This is a genomic window from Colwellia sp. NW0002-52-1, assembly GCF_057550865.1.
In genome coordinates this window covers 182277-204753 of the sequence record NZ_BAAJLU010000001.1, presented here as the reverse complement: position 1 = coordinate 204753, position 22477 = coordinate 182277, and the positions used below count along the sequence as shown (strand labels likewise).

The following is a 22477-nucleotide window of genomic DNA, read 5'->3' as shown; positions in this document are numbered from 1 at the left end:
GATTGATAGCAAGCAATGTCGCCTAGATTTCTAAGTTTTTTGCTATAAAATATCAATCATGTAAGATGCACTATTATTTACTTACAATGGTGTAATATATTATTGTTACAGTAAATAAGCTTGATTTATAACTACTATTGGAAAAGCATGACAACCGAAATAGAGCTTAAATATTTAGTTTTAGGCGATAACACCGAAGAAAAAATCAACCAAGCCTTAAATCGTGAAAACATTCAATTTAGCTATCAGGAAAAGCAATTAGCTAATTGCTATTTTGATACGCCAGATCTTAATTTGCGCCATCACGATATGGGGTTAAGAGTTCGCCGCAACAATGACCATATCGAGCAAACGATTAAAACGGCTGGGCAAGTTGTTGGTGGTTTACATAGTCGACCAGAATACAATGTTGATATCGTAAGTGAATTTCCAATACTATCGCTTTTTCCCAATGAGATTTGGCATCAAAGCCAATCGGTTGGCACTATTCAGCGAGACTTGGTAGCCTTGTTCGACACCAACTTTAAACGTTGTACTTGGTTAATTACCGATGCAGTAGGTAACGTAGTTGAGCTCGCTTTTGATCAAGGAGAAATTACCAGCTCAGAAAACAAAGAGAGTATTCATGAGCTTGAGTTTGAATTGGTTGAAGGAGATAAATCTGCACTTTTTAATCTAGCCAGACTACTATTTGATGTACTTGCACTGCGACCAGGCATAAAGAGCAAAGCCGCACGTGGTTATTCGCTTTGGAGAAAACAGCCAGAGAGTACACACACTCAACAATCAAATTATATTTGTGAAAATCGTAGTGACTCTATCGCTGCTGCTTTTACTTATGGATTAAGTTTTAGCCTTACTGGCTTACAAAAAGGTATTGAACGTTATTTAGTTGCGCCTAGTTTACAGGCATTAATACAGGTCAAGGCTGATTTAGCTACATTGCGTCATGGTTTTTGGTTATTCGAAGAGTACTTGTCAGCACAAGAGTTACTTGTTAGAGACGAATTAAGCCATTTTATTCATTTATTAGCTTGGGTTGATAACGCAATACACTTGCAAGAGCTAACAAACAAAACAGGAAATTATCGAAAGAAGTTAGAATTTAGTCAGCAGCTTATTGAACAGTTAAGAATTGAAAAGCGCCTCTTCCCGAATGATGAAGATATTTCTCAACTTTTACATAGTAGTCGATTTAATCAGTTACAACTTTCGATTCTCGAACTTTTTTTAACGCGTAATCAGCAACACAGTACAGCAGATGAAGTTTCAGATGATGCGTTACTTAAGTTTGCTCAAGATAAAATAGAGTTTAGTTTAAGTGAACTGAGTGTACAGATGAAAAATACCTCGAGTTTACAGAGTCAGCAGTACCTAGATTTAAGTAAACCGCTTTATCGAAGCTCATTAACGGGTGCTTGGCTTGCTGGCTTATTTGATAACGAATTACGTGATAAGTTTCGCCACCCTTGGCTAGATTTACAGCAAGGTATTACAGAGTTACATTCTTTATGGATTATTCAGCTGCAATTAGAAAAGTTAGATAACCCACCTAAAAAAATGGTTCAGTGGCAAAATAGCAAGGTTGACAGTTTACTTATCGCATTAAATCATACTAAAGCTATTGCCGTTACTATGCCTCGTTATTGGTATGAATAAAGCACTCTGTTATTAACATGCTGTGAGCTAATAGCGACAGAGTAAAGGGCTATTAATTAATACAAGCTAAACTGAAAAGTGATTGTTGTAATTTTATGTCAAATATATTGATAAATACCTGTGCGTGTAAAGTGTTTCTGTTAGTTCTTACACTTAATTCAATCTCATTTTTAAGTTATGCAAAAACTTATAGTTTACCTCAGGCAGGCTCAAGGCTAATTGGAGAAAAGCAATATCATGTGGTTGCCAAAGGTGACTACTTTCAACTTATTGCAGAAAAGTATGATGTAGGTTTTCTCGCCTTAATGGCCGCTAACCCCGGTATTGACCCATTTTTACCTACAGTGGGACATCAGCTAGTTATACCAAGCCAAATGTTATTACCTTTTGGTAAACGTGAGGGCATTGTAATTAACCTGCCTGAATTACGCTTGTATTATTTTCCTGAAAATAGCGACAAGGTACATGTTTTCCCTGTAGGTATTGGTAGGGAAGGCTTAGCAACACCAAAAACAACAAGTTATATAAGCGAAAAGCGAAAAAATCCCATTTGGCGGCCAACTAGCGAAATGAAAGCACGATATTTTGCAGAGCATGGTAAGCAACTCGCTAATGAAGTGCCTGCGGGGCCGAATAATCCGTTTGGTAAATATGCCATGCGATTAGGCACTAGTGTTTACTTGTTACACGGTTCTAATCAGCGTTTTGGAATAGGAATGCGTGCCAGTTCAGGCTGTATTCGTTTATATGACGATGATATTGAGTGGTTATTTCAACATGTTGCCATTAATACTCCTGTAAAAATTATTGAGCAAACAATAAAGTTATCTTATGAACCAGGAAAAAAGTTGCTAGAAGTACATAGTCCTCTAACGAGAGAAGATGGTGAAGAAAGAGTAGCTGAAATCACCGATAATATTAGTCATTTTGTAGGCGATTTAGCTGAAAATAAAAAAATGTTAATTGAACAAGTCGCTAACCCGCAAGGATTGGTAACTGAATTATATACACGCTAAATATCGCTGCAAAAACAATAAAACACCAAACAAAGTTTAGTGTTTTATTTATGCTCATATACAATATTTAGTAACTATAAATGGTCGCTATAAATTATTTTTTGTAACTCGCCACTACATTATCAATGCGTTCATTGGTATCTTTTACCGCTTGATTAGTTTTTTCTTGCGCCATCCCTAATGCATTTACTTCGCCAGATACTGCTTTTGTTTTAGCAGATAAGCTATTAACTTTATTAGTTAAATTATCAATTTTTTGATTTAATTGCGAAATATTTGCTTCTAAGGCAGTGTTGTTTGCACAACCGCTAATAATGGCAACTATGGCTACGAGTGTTAATTTTTTTAATATCATAAAGAGATCCCTGTATTTCTAATAAATTAATATGCTAATAGTGGTCAGATTTCAGTATGGCACAAAAATAGTAGGGTTTAAAATAGCAACTAGCTTGCAAGAGTTTGTAACTCGACATTTAGTCGGAGTAAGTACTAACATTGAACAACAATTATTAATAGAAACGTTGTATTACGTATTAGCACTCTTGTTGGATATTATTGTAATTGGGGTTAACGTAGATTATTTATCGAGGGATTTTGCTAGCGCCTCTAATTTTTCTTCTAAGGCTAAAAGTTTTTTGGCCATTTCTGTATTTTGAGCAATAATTTGTGAGTTTTGCATTCTGAGCTCACGATTTTTAATATTGGTGTCGGCAAAGCCAAATATTTTATTTACAAATACAGCTCCCATTCCTCCTAAGATGCCTACGCCTAAAATAAACATAACAAAAACGCACGTTCTACCGATCAGAGTAATAGGGTAAACATCACCGAAACCAATGGTAGTTGCAGACATTACCATTAGCCAAATAGCGTCGCCGTAAGTTTGAATTGGTGAAGTTTCAAGACCTGCTTCTGCTTGATATGTAAAGTAGCCTAATGAAATGTTTAATGTTAAGAATAACAGCAAAGATATAGCGCCAATAAAGCCGTAGTTATAGTTCTTTACCCCGAAATCATCGACACGGTATAAATTTGTTTTCTCCATGGCTTTTTGTACGACTATCATTGCAATCTCTACGTTATTTTATTTAATAGAATCAACCATTAAGTTGAGTAGCGCTTTACTCATCCGTTGTATGATCAACATAACTAATTAAATCATCCATCAATTTTTTCTTAATTTCAAGCTGTTGTTCAGCAGATAGGCCATATTTTTCAGCGAGTAGTACGTAGTCTTCGCCAGATAAGCTAACGGTTAGTCTTGGGCGCTTGGGGCGTTTATTGGTTGGTAAGCCCAGAATATCTCTAATTTGCTCTGAAGGACTAATACCTGCTTTGAGCGCCTTTTGTCGAATGGCGAGTTGAATTTTTTCGTCCATATCAAAAGCGACTTGTACCGCTTTAACTGCTTTAACTGATGACTGCCATTTTTCTGGGATTTTTCGTGACATAATTAACTCCCTGGATACATGTCCACAATATCTGTGGTAGGTCTAAAAAGGGTCAAAAATACTTCGGTGTCGCCATCTTGCCAAACTTCAATGTCTACACCTTTGTCTTGATCTTCGTTAAACAATGCATAAAGTTCAAACTGCTCGCCACTGTCTTTGCCTTCATAAGCAGAAAGGGCATCTGTTCTATAATCTTTGCGATGGAAGTACCCAACTTCAGCGTAGCTACTTTGTTGATATACTTCGCTACTCCAGCCTGATGTGGTGTCATTGTCACCAAGGCGGGTTAATTGTGCCTCGCCGGGTTCATCGAAGACTTCAGCGAATTGCTCTAGATCAAACAAGGTTTCTACGTCTTGATGTAATATTTTCAGAGAGAATTTTAAGTAGGTTTTATCGTCTATATCTAACGTTAAGTATAATTCTAGTTCATTATTGCCTTTAAGTACCCACTCTGCTTGAGTTTTATGCTCAAATTCGTAGCTATTTACGGCGCTAACTTGAAACTCTTGTGCTCGTAGTGCGCTGGGTAAACCAAAGCTGTCTGACATAACAATAATATCACCTAAAGTAAGGTCTTTTACATTACTGAGTTTGCGCTCTGGTGTTGGTTTTTTGAATATATTTTTGAAAAAACTCACTTTGTGCTCCGAATTTTTGGCAGATAGTTGAGCTAAATAAAGCTAAAAAACCGCTTTGCATCATAGATACAAAGCGGTAAATCAAATTGTTGATTTATTTTTGCTTGGCTTTTAAGCGCTCTAGTACTGAATTAGCGCTGTTATCACTAGCACCAATACCTGCTTCTTTTAGCTTAGCTTCTAACGAAGTATCTGAGTTTTCAGACTCTAATACTTCGGCAGCTTTCATGCGATCATCAAATTTCTGTTGCTTAGCTTTAATGCGCTCTAACGAGTCTTTAGCATTTAATAACTTTGAGTTACTTGATGAGAAGTTATCAGTAATGGCTGAAGTTGCTTTTTGTACGCTTTCAGTGGTTTTAACCATAGATAATTGGCGCTTATACTCAGCCACTTGGCGCTCGCTCTTTTTAACTAGCTCTTTTAAACGTTCAGCATTACCTTGAAAACTATCAAGTGCTTGTTGCTGTGTTGTAAGCTCATTCTCTAGCGTAGAAATTTTCTCAGCAACTGCTAATGCAAGTGCTTCATCACCTTTTTCTAAGGCTTGAACAGCATAACCTTCATGTTCAGTAATTTCGCGTTTAATACGTTCAACGTCACGGCTAGATGACATTTGTTGTGCCATAACACCGGTTAAATCACGTTTAGCTTTAGTTAAGTGATTTTCTGCATCACGAATTTCTTGTTCAAAAATGCGAGTGGCATTTGAGTCAATAATAGATTCGCCAACTTCAGTTGCACCGCCGCGAATAGCGGTCATAATTTTTTTAAATATACTCATAATAATACTCCTAAGGTGGCTGCTTAAATTAAGTAATCACTCATGTCGTCAATAATTTCTAGTGCATTGTTACTCAATACCGCTAGTTCGTGTTCTATGTCATTAAAAGTTGAGCTAATCGCTAGGGCGCCAAAAATGACATATTTATCACCGATTTTCGAAAATGAAGACAGCGGCATTGGAATGTTCATCTCTAGCATGCTTACGTGCATTTCATTGATCTTATCGGCTTTAACTTCTTCTTCACCCCAGAGGTAAGTAATGCAAAGAATTTGGTCATCTGTTACTGAAACAAATATAGGCAGCTCTTCGCGACCAAAAACAGTAATTTGCAGTACATCTACTTCACCTGAAATAGGTTGGCAGTCAAAGGTCATTCCGGTGTCCGAATCATCGGCCAAAGCATTTAAATAGTCAGCTATCTTATGAATATTCATGTTCTTCCTCATGTTCTAATAAGTAGCGTAAAACCAATTAACTTGATTTTACTGACGACATATTATGTCGTGTTGGGAGTAATTTAGCATTGTGACATATTATGTCAAGTGCTAATTCATTTTATTTTGTAATCCATCTTAATCATTTTTATTGTAAATGGGCATTATTTAACCCTTGTTGATCTTGCCATGCTTTTTGATGCAGTTGATAAATGGCATGGCTACCTAGATAATTAACGGGTACTGACTTGCTGTCCTCATAAAAACCTTTGGAGAACTCAAAAGCATTAATAGTCATAGGTAAGGTTAGCCAATGATGAGGTGTAGGGAATTCTTCAATATTTTTTAATCTTGTAAGCGGAGAAGCGCCAATTTTACTGGCGATAGTCCAACCCCATTCACCAAAGCTTGGCACGTTGTCATGATATTGTTGAACACTTGAGTAGCCAGCAGCTTGTACCGTTTTTCCTATCGCAATAAAGGCATTCTTAGCGTGATAAGGACTAGCAGATTGAATACCAATTAAGCCATCGCCCGCAAGCAACTGTTTTAAGCGAGCATAAAAATTAACTGAATAAAGTTTATTGAGATCCGGGTGGCTCGGGTCAGGTAGGTCAACAATAATAGCATCAAAGGTTTGTTGGCTTTGCAGTAATGTGTCGATAGCAATAAAGGCATCAGCAGAAATAATGTTAACTCTTTCATCACGTAAACTGGCTGCATTTAACGTTTCAATTTCATTAGCTAGAGAGTGAGGTAGTTTTTCATGTGGGTTTTTGAATAACTGCATCAATTCAGTATCTAGGTCAACTAAAGTGACGTGTTTAGGTTGCCATTGCAGCACATCTCGCAAGGCGAGTCCGTCACCGCCACCTATGATAAGAATATTTTCATGGCGTGCAGAACCTGCTAAAACTGGGCTGACGAGATAACTGTGGTATATAAACTCGTCGGAAGATGAAAATTGTAAGCGGCCATTCAAATAAAAGTTAATAATATTGCCGCTTTCAGGCCCCATATTTCGTTCAGTAAAGGTGAGTTGTTGGAAACGCGTTTTATCACTATAAACAACTTTATCGAGGTAAAGTAAGTTACTCATTTGGCTCAACCAACCATTACCATAATGGTATATAGCCATGATCATTACTAATAAAACCCCATGGGCTGTAATTAAGGTTTTTCGCCAAGTAAGCCTTTGCCAGTAGTAAAGTATGAAAATTACGCCGGCCGTTAAGTTTAAAGCAGCGGTTAGTGCACTGGCTTTGCTAATGTCGATTGATAACAGAAAAATAACCCAAATAGCAGCGCCAATACCTGCGCCGATATAATCTGCACCGTAGATGGTGCCAAGATTGTTTTTTAGGTGTTTCTGGTGTATTTCTTCGCGAATTCGCGCGATTAAGGGGATTTCCATGCCAATAAAAAAGCCTAAAATTAAGCCGAAAAAGTACGGGCTATTAAAAGCAAGAAAACTGAGTTGTTTAAAAATACCACCTCGCGGGTAAGCGTCTGGTGGCAGGTTGAACATACTACCTAGTATTTCAGGGAAGGTCTGGGTAATAGCGATTAACCCGCCAATGATCAATATTGAACTACTACCTAGAAATGCGATGGTGAGTTCGAGCCATACAAAACCATTAAAAGCACATTGAATTTTACGGGCGGCAAATGCACCTAAGCCCATGGCAACGATCATTAAGCCAATCATGGCATATATGGTGCTTTCCATTATACCTAAAACACGACCTGCATAGTGCGACAATAGATATTCGTATATCAGTCCACAACCCGCTAAAACAGCCATAGTTAAAATCAGGAGTGTATCGTCCCATAGCCGATTTCTTTCGAGTATCATGAATGTTCCTAGCTTTAATGCGCTGTATTTATTGGTTAGAAAGCAATCAAGCGCATAATTGCGCTTGATTTAATATGCAGATTTTAGCGGCAGTTAAGACATTAACGCCGTTAGTAGTAGTGCAATTGAAATGCTGATCGCCATTTCAACACAAGCAACACCAATATTGTGCTGATGGTCTACTTCTTCAACTAAATTGATGCCCATGAGTACTAGGCGTTTAGCAATAGAAGTAAGTAGGGCGACCAATAATGTCATGGTTATACCAAAAACTAACCAGCCGACTAAATTAACCATTAAGGTTTCTGGACTATAAGTTAGAAAGTGACTGGCTGCTGTAACAGCTAAGGCAGTACTTATAGCTTGGCCTGCATAACGAATGGCAAGTGCTACATGTCCTTGTGCAAAGGCATTTTGCATGCTGCTGTTTTGGTTGTTTTTGGCATATTGGCGTTCTTTAAGTCGAGTAACTAACACTAGCATAGCTTGTGAAACTACAAAGCCAGCGGCAATGGCGGCAAAGGTGCTGATGTCTAAACCATAAACCCAAAGTAGTACAGCACGAATGACAATCGCTGTAGCAATAGCACCTGATGCATCAACAATGCCAACGGCAATATTACGTGATTTAATTTGCGCATTCTTGTCAATTTGGTTTAAAGCAAAGCGGTCATGAAAAATGCGACCAACTTTAATCAAGATTAAACCAAAAATGCCATAACTTGCCATGCCGATAATTTCCATTAAATAACTATCTGCATTTTCTCCCGCTATGGCACCGGTTAATACAATACCCAGGGCAGCCACACTGCCGGCAACACTTATACCAAAGGCAAAATTATCTTCTTTAGAAAGTTCGTCTGTTGAGTTAACCTTTGCTGATAAACCACTGATAAAGCGCATAGCGCCCAGTAATATAATAGCGATGGTGATATCAATGGCTAAGAAAATTAATAGCTCTAGATTGAGGCCGGTTATTTCAATAAATGTATTCATATTTATCCCTACTTTCCACGTCTAAAGCTACGTGACGTTGTACTCTTACTGTTTCTAAAACTAGCATTTTTAGCACTTTTACTTGATTTAGCATAAGCGCTTTTATTGGTTGTTTTGCTAGCAAATCGGTTGGCACTGGTTTGTGCACTTTTACTTTGACTAGAGATACTTGACGCGCCAGTTCTGTTTTTACTATAGGTGCTAGTATATTTTTGACCGCGGCTTTCAAATGATTTTTTAGTACGTGTGTCGATATCATTTTGCTTCCGCAGTTGATCAGGTGAACTGTAACGTTTACGGCCATAATCATTGTAATAGCTATAATTTCTACTACGACCCCAATCATTATAACTCGTGCGACGTGAACCAAATAAATCACCCATCATTGAATACATACCATACCAAGCCCAGAAGGACATACCATTTGAACCAGTTGTCCAACTGCCGTAGGAAGGATTGCCAATAAGTTGTTCGCCGGTGCCAAAGTCTTGGGCTTTATTAGCTGACATACTTTGTGATTTTGACATAGCATTAACACGTGGCAAAGTTCCGTCGGACATATCAGCTAACACATTGAGTGGGTCGCTTAAGGCGTCAGAGTATAAAACAGGATCAGCAGCCTGATATAAATTTAGTAACTCGTCGTAAATAGCTTGAGAGCTCTCAAACATTTGCGGTTGATTTTTTACCGTGTTTAATCGATCAACTAATGCTAAAAACATAGGCCCTTGGGTGCCGGTGTCTTTTAAAAACTCGTCAATTAACGGTTTATAACTTGGTTTAGAGTCTAATAGCCTTGAGCCATATTGACCAATCAAATTAGCGTTACGAACCTCGCCATTAGCAAGCGCTTTAGCCAGCATGTTAATGCGTTGTTCTGTGAGTGGAATTTGCTGGGTAATTTGCTCTTTAACTGGATCTGAACAAGCAAAGAGTAGTAACGTCAGCAAAAGTATCATTAATTTTAGGGGCTGCATTCCTGCCATACTGTCCTCAAAAATGCTATGGTAATCATTCATTAATACCATTTATGACATATTATGTCTAATGTTTTAGGTATATCAGTGAAATTAATTTATTGTACATTATAACTGTATGCTCATTTGCATTTGTAACTATTTTCGAGGATAACGTGCCTAATTCATCTCCTTTGTCATTTTCACCACTACTTGTTGAACAGCAAGATAAAAGTTGGTTACAGTTTTCTCAACAATTTCCTAACGCGACTGATGGTCTTACACCGGAGCGATTAGCACTATTTAAACACGCAATCGCATTAAGTGACTTTATATTACGCAGCGCTATACAGGCTCCAAACGTGATTGTTGATCTGTTTAATAGTGAACAGTTACTTACGAAAAACACCCCAAAATATGGCGATATAATTGAAGGGAAGCTGGAGCCATGTAAAACAGAAGAGCAATTACAGCATTGTTTGAGAATGTTTCGTTTAGAGCAAATGGTACATATTGCTGTTGGCGATTTTTTGTTAGGCATATCGCTTGATGAATCATTAAAAAGGTTGTCGTCTTTGGCAGATCATTTAATCATTGCAGCAAATGATTGGTTATCAATATTTTGTCAGGAAAAATGGGGTACTCCGGTTAACGCTGAAGGGGTTCCTCAACGTTTACTGGTTTATGGTATGGGAAAGCTTGGCGGCAAAGAGCTGAACTTCTCTTCAGATATAGATTTAATTTTTGTTTATCCAGAAGCCGGTGAAACACAAGGTGTTAGGCGCAGTATAGATAACCAATTATTTTTTACCCGTTTAGGTCAAAAATTAATAACGGCTTTGAATCAACAAACGGCTGATGGCTTTGTCTATCGTGTTGATATGCGTTTACGACCTTTTGGCGAAAGTGGGCCTTTGGTGTTGTCGTTTACCGCCATGGAAAACTATTATCAAGATCAAGGGCGTGATTGGGAGCGTTATGCCATGTTAAAAGCACGCTTGATTGGTGAAAGCGATTATCACGGTCAGTTGTCGAGTATGCTTAGGCCTTTTGTATACCGCCGCTATATCGACTTTAGTGTTATTGATAGTCTGCGCCGAATGAAAGCTTTGATTGCACAAGAAGTTAGACGCAAGCAACTGACCAATAATATTAAGTTGGGCGCTGGCGGTATTCGTGAAGTAGAGTTTATTGTCCAAGTTTTCCAAATGATCAGAGGCGGTCGCGATACCGACTTGCAACATCGTAATCTATTAAAGGTAGTGCCCTTACTCGTAACTCACGGTGAACTTACCCCTCAAAGCGCGCAGGTGCTAACGAATAGCTATCGTTTTTTACGTCGGGTTGAGAATATTATTCAAGCGATAAACGATCAACAAACTCAAAAACTGCCTGAATGCGAATTAGATAAACAACGTTTGGTGACTATTCTTGCGGATAGCCAGTGTAGCGATTGGCCTACTTTTCTTACTCAGCTTACGTTTCATATGCAAGGTGTTCATCAACAGTTTGGCGAGCTTATTGGTGAGGAAAGCCCAAATCGACAAGCTGTAGATCAATACTGGACAACATTATGGGATAGCCAATGGAGCGATGAAGAGTCTATTGCTTGGATTGAACATTCACCGCAATTACTTGATACCACTAACGGGGTAATTTTTACCCATAGTGAATCTTTATGGCTAACATTAAGAGATTTTCGTCGTGAAATGGTTAAACGAAGCATGGGAAGTCGTGGTAGACAAACCCTTGATAAATTAATACCAACAGTACTTTGGCACCTTGCAGAGTTGAAATTAACCGATGAAACCTTAGCGCGAGTATTAGGAGTGTTGACTACCGTTGCAACTCGAACGGCTTATCTTGAGTTACTATTTGAGAATGAAGGAGCGTTAAAACAGTTAATACATTTATGTCGAAATAGTAGTTGGGTGGCTGAGCATATAGCCAAGTTTCCTATATTATTAGATGAATTGATTGACCCCAAATTATTTCATCAACCACCGTTATTATCTTCTTATGCTGCTGAGTTGCGAGAAACTATGTTGCGGGTGCCCGAAGATGATCAAGAAGCGCAAATGATAACGCTACGTCAATTCAAACAAGCTAAACAATTGCGTATCGCTGCTGCAGATATCACTGATATTTTGCCTATTACTAAAGTCAGTGACCATTTAACCGCACTCGCAGAAGCACTAGTAGAAGAAGTGGCCAACTTAGCATGGCAGCAAATGGCCTTACGCTTTGGTGTACCTAGCAGTAAATTAGACTGCCAAGATAAAGGTTTTGCGGTTATTGGTTATGGAAAATTAGGCGGTATTGAACTCGGTTATAGCTCAGATTTAGATTTAGTTTTTGTGCATGATGCCGATTTGGCAGAAATGACTTCAGGTGAAAAATCGATTTCGGCTGGCCAATTCTATTTAAAACTTGCGCAAAGAATGATGCATTTATTTAATACCCGAATGGCAAATGGCATTTTATATGAATTGGATATGCGTTTAAGGCCTTCAGGTAATGCAGGTTTGTTAATGGTGCATATTGATACTTTCAACCATTATCAAAATAATGATGCATGGACGTGGGAGCATCAAGCTTTAGTGCGTACGCGTATTATATATGGTCATGAAGCGTTGGCATTAAAGTTTAAAGATATTAAGCGCGATGTATTAATGAGAAAACGTGACAAAGCAGTATTACGTGAAGACGTGTTAAAAATGCGTGATAAAATGCGGCGCCATCTGGATAAGTCATCATCAACTGAAATTGATATTAAACAAGGGCTTGGTGGACTGGTTGATATTGAGTTCCTTGTGCAGTATTTAGTGCTCGCATATTCAATAGACCACCCTAAGTTAAGCACTTACTCCGATAATATTAATTTACTCGAATACTTAGCTAGTATTGATATTATTACTGTGCATCAGCAGCAAACTTTGGTTGAAAACTATTGTAAATTGCGTGATTTTAGCCATCATGCAACCTTACAAAACAGTCCAGCAATGATACCTGCGGCGGAGTTTACTGCAGAGCATAACCAAGTAATGAATATTGTTTCAGCGTTACTACATTAGAAAAAATAGCGCAGTATTATGTCTGCGCTAGTAACTTTTATCTTTGTGTAATTTTAAACATTCTTTAGCTAAGTAAGGAATATCGTACTCTATTAAAACAATAGCACGTTGCTGGTAACAAAAATAAATTGAAAGGCCATTTTCAAAGTGGCCTTCAATGGCTTTACCTACCTGATATGAGGTTTTAATAATATCTTTATTAATTCTAAAAGGGCTTTTGACGATAAAATCACGATTTAACCACCAAATTAATTCAACATCATTGCTTTTAGAATACTCAGATAATTTCTGATACAAGGTTTCATCTTGGCGAAATGGATGGTTGTCAGTATTGCCAGTCCAGCTTCTTCGCAAAGGCCGAGTGATTAAGCGCCTTTCTTCTAATATTAACGCTAAATCTCCTTCTGGCTCAGGTAAATAGACAATATTATTGCGAATTTTTGGACCTTTGCCGTCCATTTCGCCATGTAGATTGGCATAATAACGTGAAAGTCCATCGGCTGCCGCATTGCTATTTTTCTTTACAATGTTTTCAGTGTCACTTTTTTTCTCTTCTGCAGACTCACTTTCTGACGTTGTTTCGCTTTTATGATGATGATCTGCATTAGTTACTGCAGGTAGTTGCGAAGTACTTTGATTGCCTCCGAATAAATGCGCTTTATTTAACCAAAGTGCAGCACCTAAACCGATTAAAATAAGGCCTATAATAATTTTAAAAAATAATTTCATAAATCACTTATTGTCGTTTGTTATTTAATTTTTATCATAGTTTGCATTTTTGTATATAGATTTAACAACTTATTTTAATCATATAATGAAGGATCGTCTTGGTTAGGTCGTGTTTTAAAGCGACGATGTAACCACATATATTGCTCTGGCTTAACCATAATGGCTTTTTCTAATTCTTGATTTATTCGTAAAACGTCTGCTGTATCGTCACCGGTAGGAAAGTTCTCCAGCATCGGCTTTATCTCCAATGTATAACCACTGCCATCGTCATTGCGTGTTGGAATCAGCATATGAGTTTGAGTGTTTTTTTGTCGAGCAAAAATTAATGTACCGGTAGTTGAAGCGGTTTCAGGGACATTAAAAAAAGGTACAAATACGCTGCGATTTCTCCCGTAATCTTGATCCGGTAAATAAATACATGCTTCGCCATCTTTAAGGGCTTTAAGTAAACCTTTAACATCACGTTTTCCCAACATATATTTATTCGAACGGCCACGGCCACGAAACTGAAAATACTCCATTAAAGGGTTGTTGTGTGGTCGATAAAAAACCACCATTGGATGCCCGTAACCAATGCCACGACAGTTAATTTCAGCACTAAGGTAGTGCATGGCGAGTAGTAATATACCTTTGCCTTGCTTTTGTGCTGCTTCAATATGTTCAAGGCCGATAACTTTAGTTTTGCGCTTTACACGCCAATTTGGCCACCACCAACCCATGCCGGTTTCGAGTAGTGCAATGCCGGTATTTTCAAAATTGCGCTTGAGCATAACCTGGCGCTCAGCGTCAGACATATCAGGAAAACACAGCTCTAAATTTCTTAAAGCAACTCGTTTTCGACTTGAGCCAATTTTATAAAGTAATCGGCCAATCATTTTACCTAGAAATAACTGGAACCTGTAAGGCAACCAAGAAATGCTATAAAGAATAAACACTCCAATCCACGTTAGCCAATATTTAGGTAATAGGTAAGATATTTTAAAATTTGGTTGTAAAACTTTGTTTTTACTCACGGGATGATTTCAACTCATTGAATTGCTTGTGATACAATATTGGTTATTATATCTGTTATAGGGTACAGGATGAAAGTAGATATTCCCGCTTTTGAAAAAGCGCGTGTTTTAGTCGTTGGTGATATCATGTTAGATCGCTACTGGTCTGGACCAACACAACGTATTTCACCCGAGGCACCTGTGCCTATTGTTAAAATACATCAAGACGAAGATCGCCCAGGAGGCGCGGCTAACGTAGCCTTGAACATTGCCTCGCTAAATGGTCAAGTAACTTTGCTTGGTATTACCGGTGCAGACGAAGCATCAAAAACATTGCAAACACAGCTGTCTGCAATGAATATAAATTGTCAATTTATTCAGTCTGCAGATCATCCAACGATCACAAAATTGCGTATTTTAAGTCGAAATCAGCAATTATTGCGCTTAGATTTTGAAGAATCTTTTGCACAAATGGATAAATACTCCCTGACAGAACAAACTAAAGCTTTGGTCGCTCAACACGATTTATTGTTATTGTCAGATTATGACAAGGGTACTTTGTCAGAAGTACAGGCACTTATTCAAGCGGCTAAAGAACAAAATATTCCGGTATTAGTTGATCCAAAAGGTACTGATTTTTCAAAATACCGTGGCGCAACCTTAATTACGCCAAACCTTGCAGAATTTGAGGCGGTTGTTGGACATTGCAAAAATGAAGCTGAAATTGTCAGTAAAGGCCAAGCACTGCTTAAAGCGTTAGATTTAACAGCAATGTTGGTCACCAGAAGCGAGCAGGGAATGACTCTGCTAATGCATGATCAGCAAGAGTTTCATTTACCTACTCAAGCGAAAGAAGTTTATGACGTAACAGGAGCGGGCGATACCGTTATTGCTACTTTAGCACTTTCAATTGCCGCTAAAACCGATTTTGCTCAAGCCAGTGCTTTAGCAAATATAGCAGCAGGTATTGTTGTTGGTAAATTGGGCACTTCAACGGTGAGCGAAGCAGAACTTAGCGCTGAGCTTTTATCGGGCCAAGAAAGTGGCTTTGGTGTCATGACTGAGGATCAACTTAAAATTGCAGTTGAATTAGCGCAAGCACGCGGTGAAAATATTGTGATGACAAACGGATGTTTCGATATTCTTCATGCGGGACACGTTTCATATTTATCTACAGCAAATACCTTAGGTACCCGACTTATTGTTGCCGTTAACGATGATGCTTCAGTGACCCGCTTAAAAGGGCCCGGTCGTCCTGTTAATCCAGTAGACCGTCGTATGGCAGTACTTGCTGGTTTAGGCGCTGTTGATTGGGTAGTGCCATTTAGTGAAGATACGCCACAACGTTTAATTGCCAACATACTACCGAACATTTTAGTAAAAGGCGGCGATTATAAAGTGGAAGATATTGCAGGTGGTGAAGAGGTAATAGCCGCAGGTGGTGAAGTTAAAGTGTTGAACTTTGAAGATGGTATTTCTACCACTAAAATTATTAACGCGATTAAACAAGAAGACTAAACACTCACTGTTGATAACCGTATCGATTATAAGTGTTTATCTTACATATGTAACCTGAACTCTGGATAAGCAGCACTTGCTCAATGCTCCCTTTTAAGCCATTTTCTGCGTTAAAACGTCGATAAATAGCGCGCTATTCATAAACGTTTTGCCTTGGAAATGGCATAAAATGAAGCATTGATGATATCTATTCGTGATGTTCACCTGGCTATAGCATTTACTTTATTACCTAAGCTTTTGGTTCACTTGAGTTTCAAGCACTCATTATCCAGAGTTCAGGTTATGTAATAAACCGCTATTTCAAATAGCAAAAAAGCAGCATATAAATGCTGCTTTTTTTATGTGGTTTAATTAACGCTGGAATTGTTACTCAGCAGCAATTAAGCCTTGGTTAATATCTTTTAAGTCTTGTTCTGTAATTGTACCGCCGGCGCGTTTAAGTGCTAAAACGTTTTGAATATAATCGTATCGTGTTGAAGATAGATTACGTTTAGCGTTATAAAGGTTTCTGGTGCTATTAAGTACATCAACGATAGTACGAGTGCCTACTTCAAAGCCAGCTTCTGTAGCTTTTAATGCACTTTGTGCACTTACCACAGATTGTTCTAACGACTTTATCGCTGATACTGCAGCTATAACAGTATTGTAGGCATTACGGGTGTTACGTACTACGTTGCGATAAGACTGTTCCATATCTTGACTTGCGGCAACATAATTACTTTGAGCTTGTCTAACACTGCTTGAAATAGAGCCGCCAGAATAAATTGGTACAGTTAATGTTATTCCGATAGAGTGACTGTCTAAAGACGGAGGATTAACGCCAGGCAATTGTGAACGGTTATCATCAGAAGAGCTTAAGTTACCGTTTAAACCAAGTGAAGGATAATGACCAGAACGTGCGATATTAATATTTTCTTTAGCAATATCCATATTAATTTTTTGCGCGATTAAATCAAGGTTCTTCGCTTCAGCAGTTTGTTGCCATTCATTGGCGCTATCTGGGTATGGGCGAGATGTCGCAAAACGCTCAGTGTTTAATATGTTTAAATCACGCGGGTAAATATTGGTAATAACACGTAAAGCTTCTTCAGCATTGAAAACGTTATTTTCTGCACGAATTTGCTCGGTTACCGCATTGTCGTATTGAGCTTGCGCTTCGTGAACGTCAGTAATGGCTGTTAAGCCAACAGAAAATCGTTGTTTTGTTTGTTCTAATTGACGTTCAATCGCTGCTTTCTCTGCAATTGAAAATTCTAAATCATCTTTAGCACTTAATACGTTAAAGTAAGCGCCAGTAACTCGTACGATTAATTCTTGCTTAGCCGATTGATAAGCAATATCACTTTGATGAGCAAGTTTTTTAGCATTAGCCAAGTTTAACCATGTTGAATGACGATACAACTCCATGCTTAGGCTCGCACCATAAGAGAAGTTCTCATTGTTAAAGTCGTTAACTTCACCAGTGACAGTATTAAAAATTTCGTTCTTGCTATCAGTGTAAGAAGCAGAAGCATTAATTTGTGGTAATAATACAGAGCGAGCTTGTTCAATACCTTCTTCAGTGGCTAAAAATTGCGCATGCGCTTTAAGAACAACCGGATCATTCCCTTGTGCTTGTTGGTATACTGACAATAAATCTTCGGCATTAGCTAAAGAGCTACTCGCAGTATAAGCAAGGCCAATAAGTAGTGCGGTTATTGTTTTTTTCATCTTGAAGCGATTCCTGTAATAATGAACATGCTATTATTTTTTTAATTGTAACTATCTTAACGCGAATATTATATTAGCTAAATAAAATAAGTGTATAAGGAAGTACTCTAGTGTAACAAAATGTTAAACGCTAGGGTATCGAAAAATACCTTATAAAAAGGCCAATTATAATAGAGGAACTATGTAAATGAATATCACTCGAGAACCGCTGTTGCGCTTTGATTTAACCGATGTAAAAGTGCAAAAAAAAGATCGAAAATATCAAGGTTTTTTTGCACTAGATGAGTACCAATTTCAGCATAAACTTTATGCTGGTGGTTACAGTGAAGTGTTAACAAGAGAGGTTTTTGAGCGTGGAAACGCTGTTGGGTTATTACCTTATGATCCGAAAACTGACTCTGTAGTTTTAGTAGAACAATTTCGAGCAGGTGCGCTTAAAAGTAAAACAGGGCCATGGCAATTAGAATTAATCGCTGGTATGTGTTCTGAGGATGAAGTGCCATTAGACGTTGCCATCAGAGAATCTAAAGAAGAAGCAAATTTAGACTTAGCGCCAGAAAATGTAATTAAAGTCATGGACTACCTTTCAAGCGCGGGCGGTATGAGTGAATGTATTCAACTATACTGTGCACCAGTAGATAGTAGCAATATCTCGGGTGTTTATGGCTTAGAATCTGAAGGGGAAGATATTTTAGTGCATGTTATGACAAGAAAAAATGCCAACAAATTACTTGCCGAAGGAAAGATCCTTAATGCAGCAACTATTATTACGTTACAATGGCTAGCTCTGAATATAGATAAATTTAAATCAAGCTGGAAATAAATGCCTGTTGTAGAAAAAAAATATCGTCCTCATTTACCCACATTAATGGCTTTATGTGAGATTAATTACATGTTACTACTTCGTATACTTGCAGATAAAGAGCAGGTCGGCGAGCAAAGATGCTTTTTTATCTCAGATTTTTTAAGTTATCGCGTTACTGTTAATGAAGTAACAAAATACACAACCTTGATCACGATTAATCAAGAAGCCAATATTCGCGGATATAATTTAGCTGAGCTTTTTCGGCCAAAAATGGTCGTGCGCTTATATCATGATGCACGCATGGCTGAAGTGATAAGTAATCAAGATGTACAACAAATTAAACCTCGTTATGATTACCCTAACGAGAAAATGCACTTACCTGATGAAAAACAACAAGTGAACTATTTTTTAAAAGAGTGGTTGCAGCTATGTTTAAAGTTGGGACAAGTGAATTTCGACATACCTAGAATTTGATCGTCTCATGCCAACGAAATTATCATTAAACCACTCAAGGTTAAATACACTGACTATTGCGCAAATAAGCGATAGTCATTTATTTTCAAACCCAAATGGTAGGCATCATCAGGCCAATGTATATGAAAACTTAAAGCATGTTTTGTCTGCGATTAAAGCGCAACCACTAATTGATGCTATTGTTTTTACTGGCGATTTAACTCAAGACCACACAGAAGCGTCTTATCAGCTGTTTGTTAATGCTTTTGAAGCATGTGAAATTAATGTACCGGTTTATTATGTTTCAGGTAATCATGATGAGCCTTCATTACTAAATCAATATTTATCAAAAGCGCCGTTCTGTCAGCACAAGGTAATAGAAAATAATTATTGGCAAGTCGTATTAATTGAAAGCAAAAGTGATACACCTGCAGGAATCATTACCAATGGAGAATGCGAGCAGGCGACTAAAGTCATTAACAGCGCTAAATCACAGTTACTATTAACCCATCATCACGCCGTTGATGCTGGTTTTTTTATTGATCAGCATGGTTTAATAAATAAAAATGAGTTTCATAGATGGGTAAACAAGTTTCCTTCAATTAAAGCGCTTGGTTGTGGTCATATTCATCAGGCGTTAATTTTACCTGTGGAACTGGGCGAACGAAGCGTGAATTTATATACGTGCCCTGCGACATCAATTCAATTTGATATGAATTCTACAATACCTGCATCTAATGGACAGCCACCAGGTTATCAGGTGTTTACACTCGCTAGTTCTGGTGAATTAACCCGAACAGTATTTTATGTCTAATATAATGAGAAAAAGTGATTATGATTAACCTATTGTATATCCATGGTTTTAACTCTTCGCCACAATCCATGAAAGCAGAGCTAACACGCAAATACATAGCCGAAAACCATCCTGAGGTGAACCTTTACTGCCCACAGATTATTCCTTCGCCTAGCGGTGCCATTAAGCAACTAGAAGATATTATTGCGCTTGAACCAATTGATTCATGGTACATAGTAGGCTCTTCGTTGGGTGGGTTCTTTGCGACTTATTTTGCTGAGAAATACCAAATAAAAGTGGTACTCATTAATCCTGCAGTTAAGCCATTTGATTTAATGGCAGATATACTCGGAGAACAAGTAAATCCGTATACGAAAGAACGATATCAAGTGCTTGCTCAGCATATTGACGAGCTTAAAACACTTGAACAAGAAAATATTTCTAAAAATAATTACTTGGTCATGGTACAAACAGGTGATGAAGTGTTAGATTACCAACAAGCTGTTGAAAAATACCGTCATTGCCAATTAGTAATTGAGCAAGGTGGCGATCATAGTTTTATTAATTATGAAAATGCCTTGCCTAATATCGCGTTATTTTTCAACTTACCCCTATTAACAGCACAATGATCAGAACATATAAATGAGCGAACAATATAATTCCGACTCCATCGAGGTCTTAAGTGGCCTTGACCCAGTACGCCATCGTCCTGGCATGTATACCGATACCACTCGGCCTAACCACTTAGGTCAAGAGGTTATCGATAACTCTGTTGATGAAGCCTTAGCTGGTCATGCACAAAATATTACGGTGATCCTTGATAAAGATCAGTCATTAGAAGTGATTGATGATGGTCGCGGAATGCCGATTGATATCCATCAAGAAGAGGGCGTATCAGGTGTTGAACTTATATTTTGTAAGTTACACGCCGGTGGTAAGTTTTCTAATAAAAATTATCAGTTTTCTGGTGGTTTACATGGTGTTGGTATTTCAGTGGTCAACGCGCTATCTACCCGGGTAGATGTTGCTGTTAGGCGCGATGGTAAACTTTATGAAATGGCTTTCGAAAATGGCTATAAAGTAGAAGAGTTAACCGAAACGGGTACCGTGGGCCGACGAAATACAGGCACACGTGTTAAATTTTGGCCTGACGCTAACTATTTTGACTCAGCTAAATTCTCTGCACGTAGGTTAGTACATTTGTTAAAAGCCAAGGCAGTTCTATGCCCAGGCCTAACGATTAAATTTCATGATAAGAACGAAGACGCTAAATATCAATGGTGCTATGAAGATGGCTTAGTTGATTATTTAAAAGAATCAGTGAAAGCCTATGAAAGCTTACCAGAAGAGCCATTTGTTGGTAGTTTTAGCTCTGTACACGAAGCCGCTGACTGGGCTGTAACTTGGTTACCTGAAGGTGGCGAGTCTGTAGGAGAAAGTTACGTAAACTTAATACCTACGGTGCAGGGTGGTACCCATGTTAATGGTCTTCGCCAAGGCTTGTTAGAGTCAATGCGAGAATTTTGTGAATTTAGAAACTTAATCCCTCGCGGAGTTAAGTTAACACCAGATGATATTTGGGATAAATGTTCTTATATTCTCTCGGTGAAAATGGAAGATCCGCAATTTGCGGGTCAAACTAAAGAGCGGCTATCTTCGCGACAATGTGCTGCATTTGTTACTGGTGTAGTAAAAGACTCTTTCAGTTTATGGCTTAATGAACATACTGAAATTGCAGAAGCATTAGCTGAATTTTGTATCTCCAACGCGCAACGTCGTTTGCGCGCTAGTAAAAAAATTATCCGTAAAAAAGTAACTCAAGGGCCTGCTTTACCCGGAAAGTTAACTGATTGTGGTAGCCAAGACATTTTACGCACCGAGCTTTTTTTAGTTGAAGGTGACTCAGCCGGCGGTAGTGCAAAACAAGCGAGAGATCGTGAATTTCAAGCAATAATGCCGTTGCGTGGTAAAATTTTAAATACTTGGGAAGTCGATTCAGGACAAATTTTAGCCTCGCAAGAAGTACATGATATATCTGTTGCGTTAGGGATTGATCCCGACACTGATGATTTATCAGGATTACGTTATGGTAAAATTTGTATTCTTGCCGATGCCGACTCTGATGGCCTACATATCGCGACTTTGCTTTGTGCGCTATTTACTCAGCATTTTTTACCTCTAGTACAAGCAGGTCATGTTTACGTTGCTATGCCTCCGCTGTATCGTGTCGATGTTGGCAAAGAAGTGTCTTACGCGTTAGATGAGGCGGAAAAAGACAGTATTTTAGACCGAATTCAAGCAGAGAAAAAACGTGGTAAAGTTAACGTACAGCGCTTTAAAGGCCTGGGTGAAATGAACCCGTTACAATTGCGCGAAACCACTATGGATCCAAATACTCGACGTTTAGTGCAATTAACTGTTGATGAACACGCAGAAACGATGGAGTTAATGGACATGTTACTGTCGAAAAAACGCAGTGGCGATCGTAAAAACTGGCTCCAATCTAAAGGCGACTTAGTTGAGTTAGATTAGTACTTTAAGTAACGTAACAACAATGAATTAGTCATCTTTTTACGTTAATTTATCAAGGTATAGTTATTAATAACTA

At 38.2% G+C, this 22477-nt stretch carries 21 protein-coding genes; 9 read left to right on the top strand and 12 right to left on the bottom strand.

Translation table 11 applies throughout. From position 1 onward, the window contains the following. Window positions 1–147 precede the first annotated feature (147 nt). Window positions 148–1659: a CYTH domain-containing protein gene (locus AC27H3_RS00840; RefSeq protein ID WP_487102951.1), complete on the top strand. Its 1512-nt coding sequence runs from the start codon at window positions 148–150 to the stop codon at window positions 1657–1659. Window positions 1660–1754: 95 nt separating this feature from the next. Further along, window positions 1755–2675 (top strand): L,D-transpeptidase family protein, encoded by a 921-nt coding sequence (locus AC27H3_RS00835; RefSeq protein ID WP_487102950.1) that lies wholly within the window; start codon window positions 1755–1757, stop codon window positions 2673–2675. 94 nt (window positions 2676–2769) lie between these two features. Here the strand turns inward: AC27H3_RS00835 and AC27H3_RS00830 are convergent, their stop codons facing one another. The 9 genes from AC27H3_RS00830 to AC27H3_RS00790 form a co-directional block, all read right to left on the bottom strand. Then, window positions 2770–3030 (bottom strand): LPP leucine zipper domain-containing protein, encoded by a 261-nt coding sequence (locus AC27H3_RS00830; RefSeq protein WP_085304065.1) that lies wholly within the window; start codon window positions 3028–3030, stop codon window positions 2770–2772. A gap of 222 nt (window positions 3031–3252) precedes the next feature. Beyond that, the gene (locus tag AC27H3_RS00825; RefSeq protein WP_487102949.1) at window positions 3253–3741 is read right to left on the bottom strand and encodes a potassium channel family protein; all 489 of its coding nucleotides are present in this window, start codon (window positions 3739–3741) and stop codon (window positions 3253–3255) included. Window positions 3742–3796: 55 nt separating this feature from the next. Then, window positions 3797–4126 carry a hypothetical protein gene (locus AC27H3_RS00820; RefSeq protein ID WP_487102948.1) on the bottom strand — a complete coding sequence of 110 codons (330 nt, stop codon included), beginning with the start codon at window positions 4124–4126 and terminating at the stop codon, window positions 3797–3799. A 2-nt stretch (window positions 4127–4128) separates the two neighbouring features. After that, window positions 4129–4767, bottom strand: a complete 639-nt coding sequence (locus AC27H3_RS00815; RefSeq protein WP_487102947.1) for a hypothetical protein — start codon at window positions 4765–4767, stop codon at window positions 4129–4131. A 94-nt stretch (window positions 4768–4861) separates the two neighbouring features. Continuing rightward, window positions 4862–5551 carry a PspA/IM30 family protein gene (locus tag AC27H3_RS00810; RefSeq protein ID WP_085304071.1) on the bottom strand — a complete coding sequence of 230 codons (690 nt, stop codon included), beginning with the start codon at window positions 5549–5551 and terminating at the stop codon, window positions 4862–4864. A 23-nt stretch (window positions 5552–5574) separates the two neighbouring features. Then, window positions 5575–5988, bottom strand: coding sequence for a YjfI family protein (locus tag AC27H3_RS00805; protein WP_487102946.1), 414 nt, complete (start codon window positions 5986–5988; stop codon window positions 5575–5577). 148 nt (window positions 5989–6136) lie between these two features. Continuing rightward, window positions 6137–7843, bottom strand: a complete 1707-nt coding sequence (locus tag AC27H3_RS00800; RefSeq protein WP_487102945.1) for a polyamine aminopropyltransferase — start codon at window positions 7841–7843, stop codon at window positions 6137–6139. Between the two features lie 93 nt (window positions 7844–7936). Beyond that, complete coding sequence (locus AC27H3_RS00795) at window positions 7937–8839, bottom strand: DUF350 domain-containing protein (protein WP_487102944.1); 903 nt, start codon at window positions 8837–8839, stop codon at window positions 7937–7939. Window positions 8840–8847: 8 nt separating this feature from the next. Next, a complete protein-coding gene (locus tag AC27H3_RS00790; RefSeq protein ID WP_487102943.1) occupies window positions 8848–9858 on the bottom strand; it encodes a hypothetical protein in 1011 nt (336 codons plus the stop codon). Between the two features lie 113 nt (window positions 9859–9971). Between AC27H3_RS00790 and glnE the strand changes: the two genes are divergently transcribed. Then, entirely contained in the window at window positions 9972–12869 is a 2898-nt protein-coding gene (glnE, locus tag AC27H3_RS00785; protein ID WP_487102942.1) for a bifunctional [glutamate--ammonia ligase]-adenylyl-L-tyrosine phosphorylase/[glutamate--ammonia-ligase] adenylyltransferase, read from the top strand. Between the two features lie 27 nt (window positions 12870–12896). Here the strand turns inward: glnE and AC27H3_RS00780 are convergent, their stop codons facing one another. Both AC27H3_RS00780 and lpxL read right to left on the bottom strand, forming a co-directional pair. After that, on the bottom strand, window positions 12897–13598 hold the full coding sequence (locus tag AC27H3_RS00780; protein ID WP_487102941.1) for a TcpQ domain-containing protein: 702 nt from the start codon (window positions 13596–13598) through the stop codon (window positions 12897–12899). Window positions 13599–13672: 74 nt separating this feature from the next. Then, window positions 13673–14611 carry an LpxL/LpxP family Kdo(2)-lipid IV(A) lauroyl/palmitoleoyl acyltransferase gene (lpxL, locus tag AC27H3_RS00775; protein WP_487102940.1) on the bottom strand — a complete coding sequence of 313 codons (939 nt, stop codon included), beginning with the start codon at window positions 14609–14611 and terminating at the stop codon, window positions 13673–13675. Window positions 14612–14680: 69 nt separating this feature from the next. Here lpxL and hldE point away from each other — a divergent pair, with 69 nt between their 5' ends. Further along, window positions 14681–16108, top strand: a complete 1428-nt coding sequence (gene hldE, locus AC27H3_RS00770) for a bifunctional D-glycero-beta-D-manno-heptose-7-phosphate kinase/D-glycero-beta-D-manno-heptose 1-phosphate adenylyltransferase HldE (RefSeq protein ID WP_487102939.1) — start codon at window positions 14681–14683, stop codon at window positions 16106–16108. Between the two features lie 366 nt (window positions 16109–16474). On the opposite strand, the gene tolC is transcribed toward hldE, so the two are convergent. Further along, window positions 16475–17818 (bottom strand): outer membrane channel protein TolC, encoded by a 1344-nt coding sequence (tolC, locus tag AC27H3_RS00765; RefSeq protein ID WP_487102938.1) that lies wholly within the window; start codon window positions 17816–17818, stop codon window positions 16475–16477. Between the two features lie 187 nt (window positions 17819–18005). Between tolC and AC27H3_RS00760 the strand changes: the two genes are divergently transcribed. Genes AC27H3_RS00760 through parE form a run of 5 tightly spaced genes read left to right on the top strand, consistent with a single transcriptional unit; the run spans window position 18006 to window position 22401 of the window. After that, entirely contained in the window at window positions 18006–18641 is a 636-nt protein-coding gene (locus AC27H3_RS00760) for an NUDIX domain-containing protein (RefSeq protein WP_487102937.1), read from the top strand. Continuing rightward, complete coding sequence (locus AC27H3_RS00755) at window positions 18642–19097, top strand: DUF1249 domain-containing protein (protein ID WP_487102936.1); 456 nt, start codon at window positions 18642–18644, stop codon at window positions 19095–19097. It abuts the gene before it with no gap. A gap of 7 nt (window positions 19098–19104) precedes the next feature. Then, window positions 19105–19890 (top strand): metallophosphoesterase, encoded by a 786-nt coding sequence (locus AC27H3_RS00750; protein ID WP_487102935.1) that lies wholly within the window; start codon window positions 19105–19107, stop codon window positions 19888–19890. A 20-nt stretch (window positions 19891–19910) separates the two neighbouring features. Further along, window positions 19911–20498, top strand: a complete 588-nt coding sequence (locus AC27H3_RS00745) for a YqiA/YcfP family alpha/beta fold hydrolase (protein ID WP_487102934.1) — start codon at window positions 19911–19913, stop codon at window positions 20496–20498. 13 nt (window positions 20499–20511) lie between these two features. Beyond that, window positions 20512–22401, top strand: coding sequence for a DNA topoisomerase IV subunit B (gene parE / locus AC27H3_RS00740; protein ID WP_487102933.1), 1890 nt, complete (start codon window positions 20512–20514; stop codon window positions 22399–22401). Window positions 22402–22477: the final 76 nt, after the last annotated feature.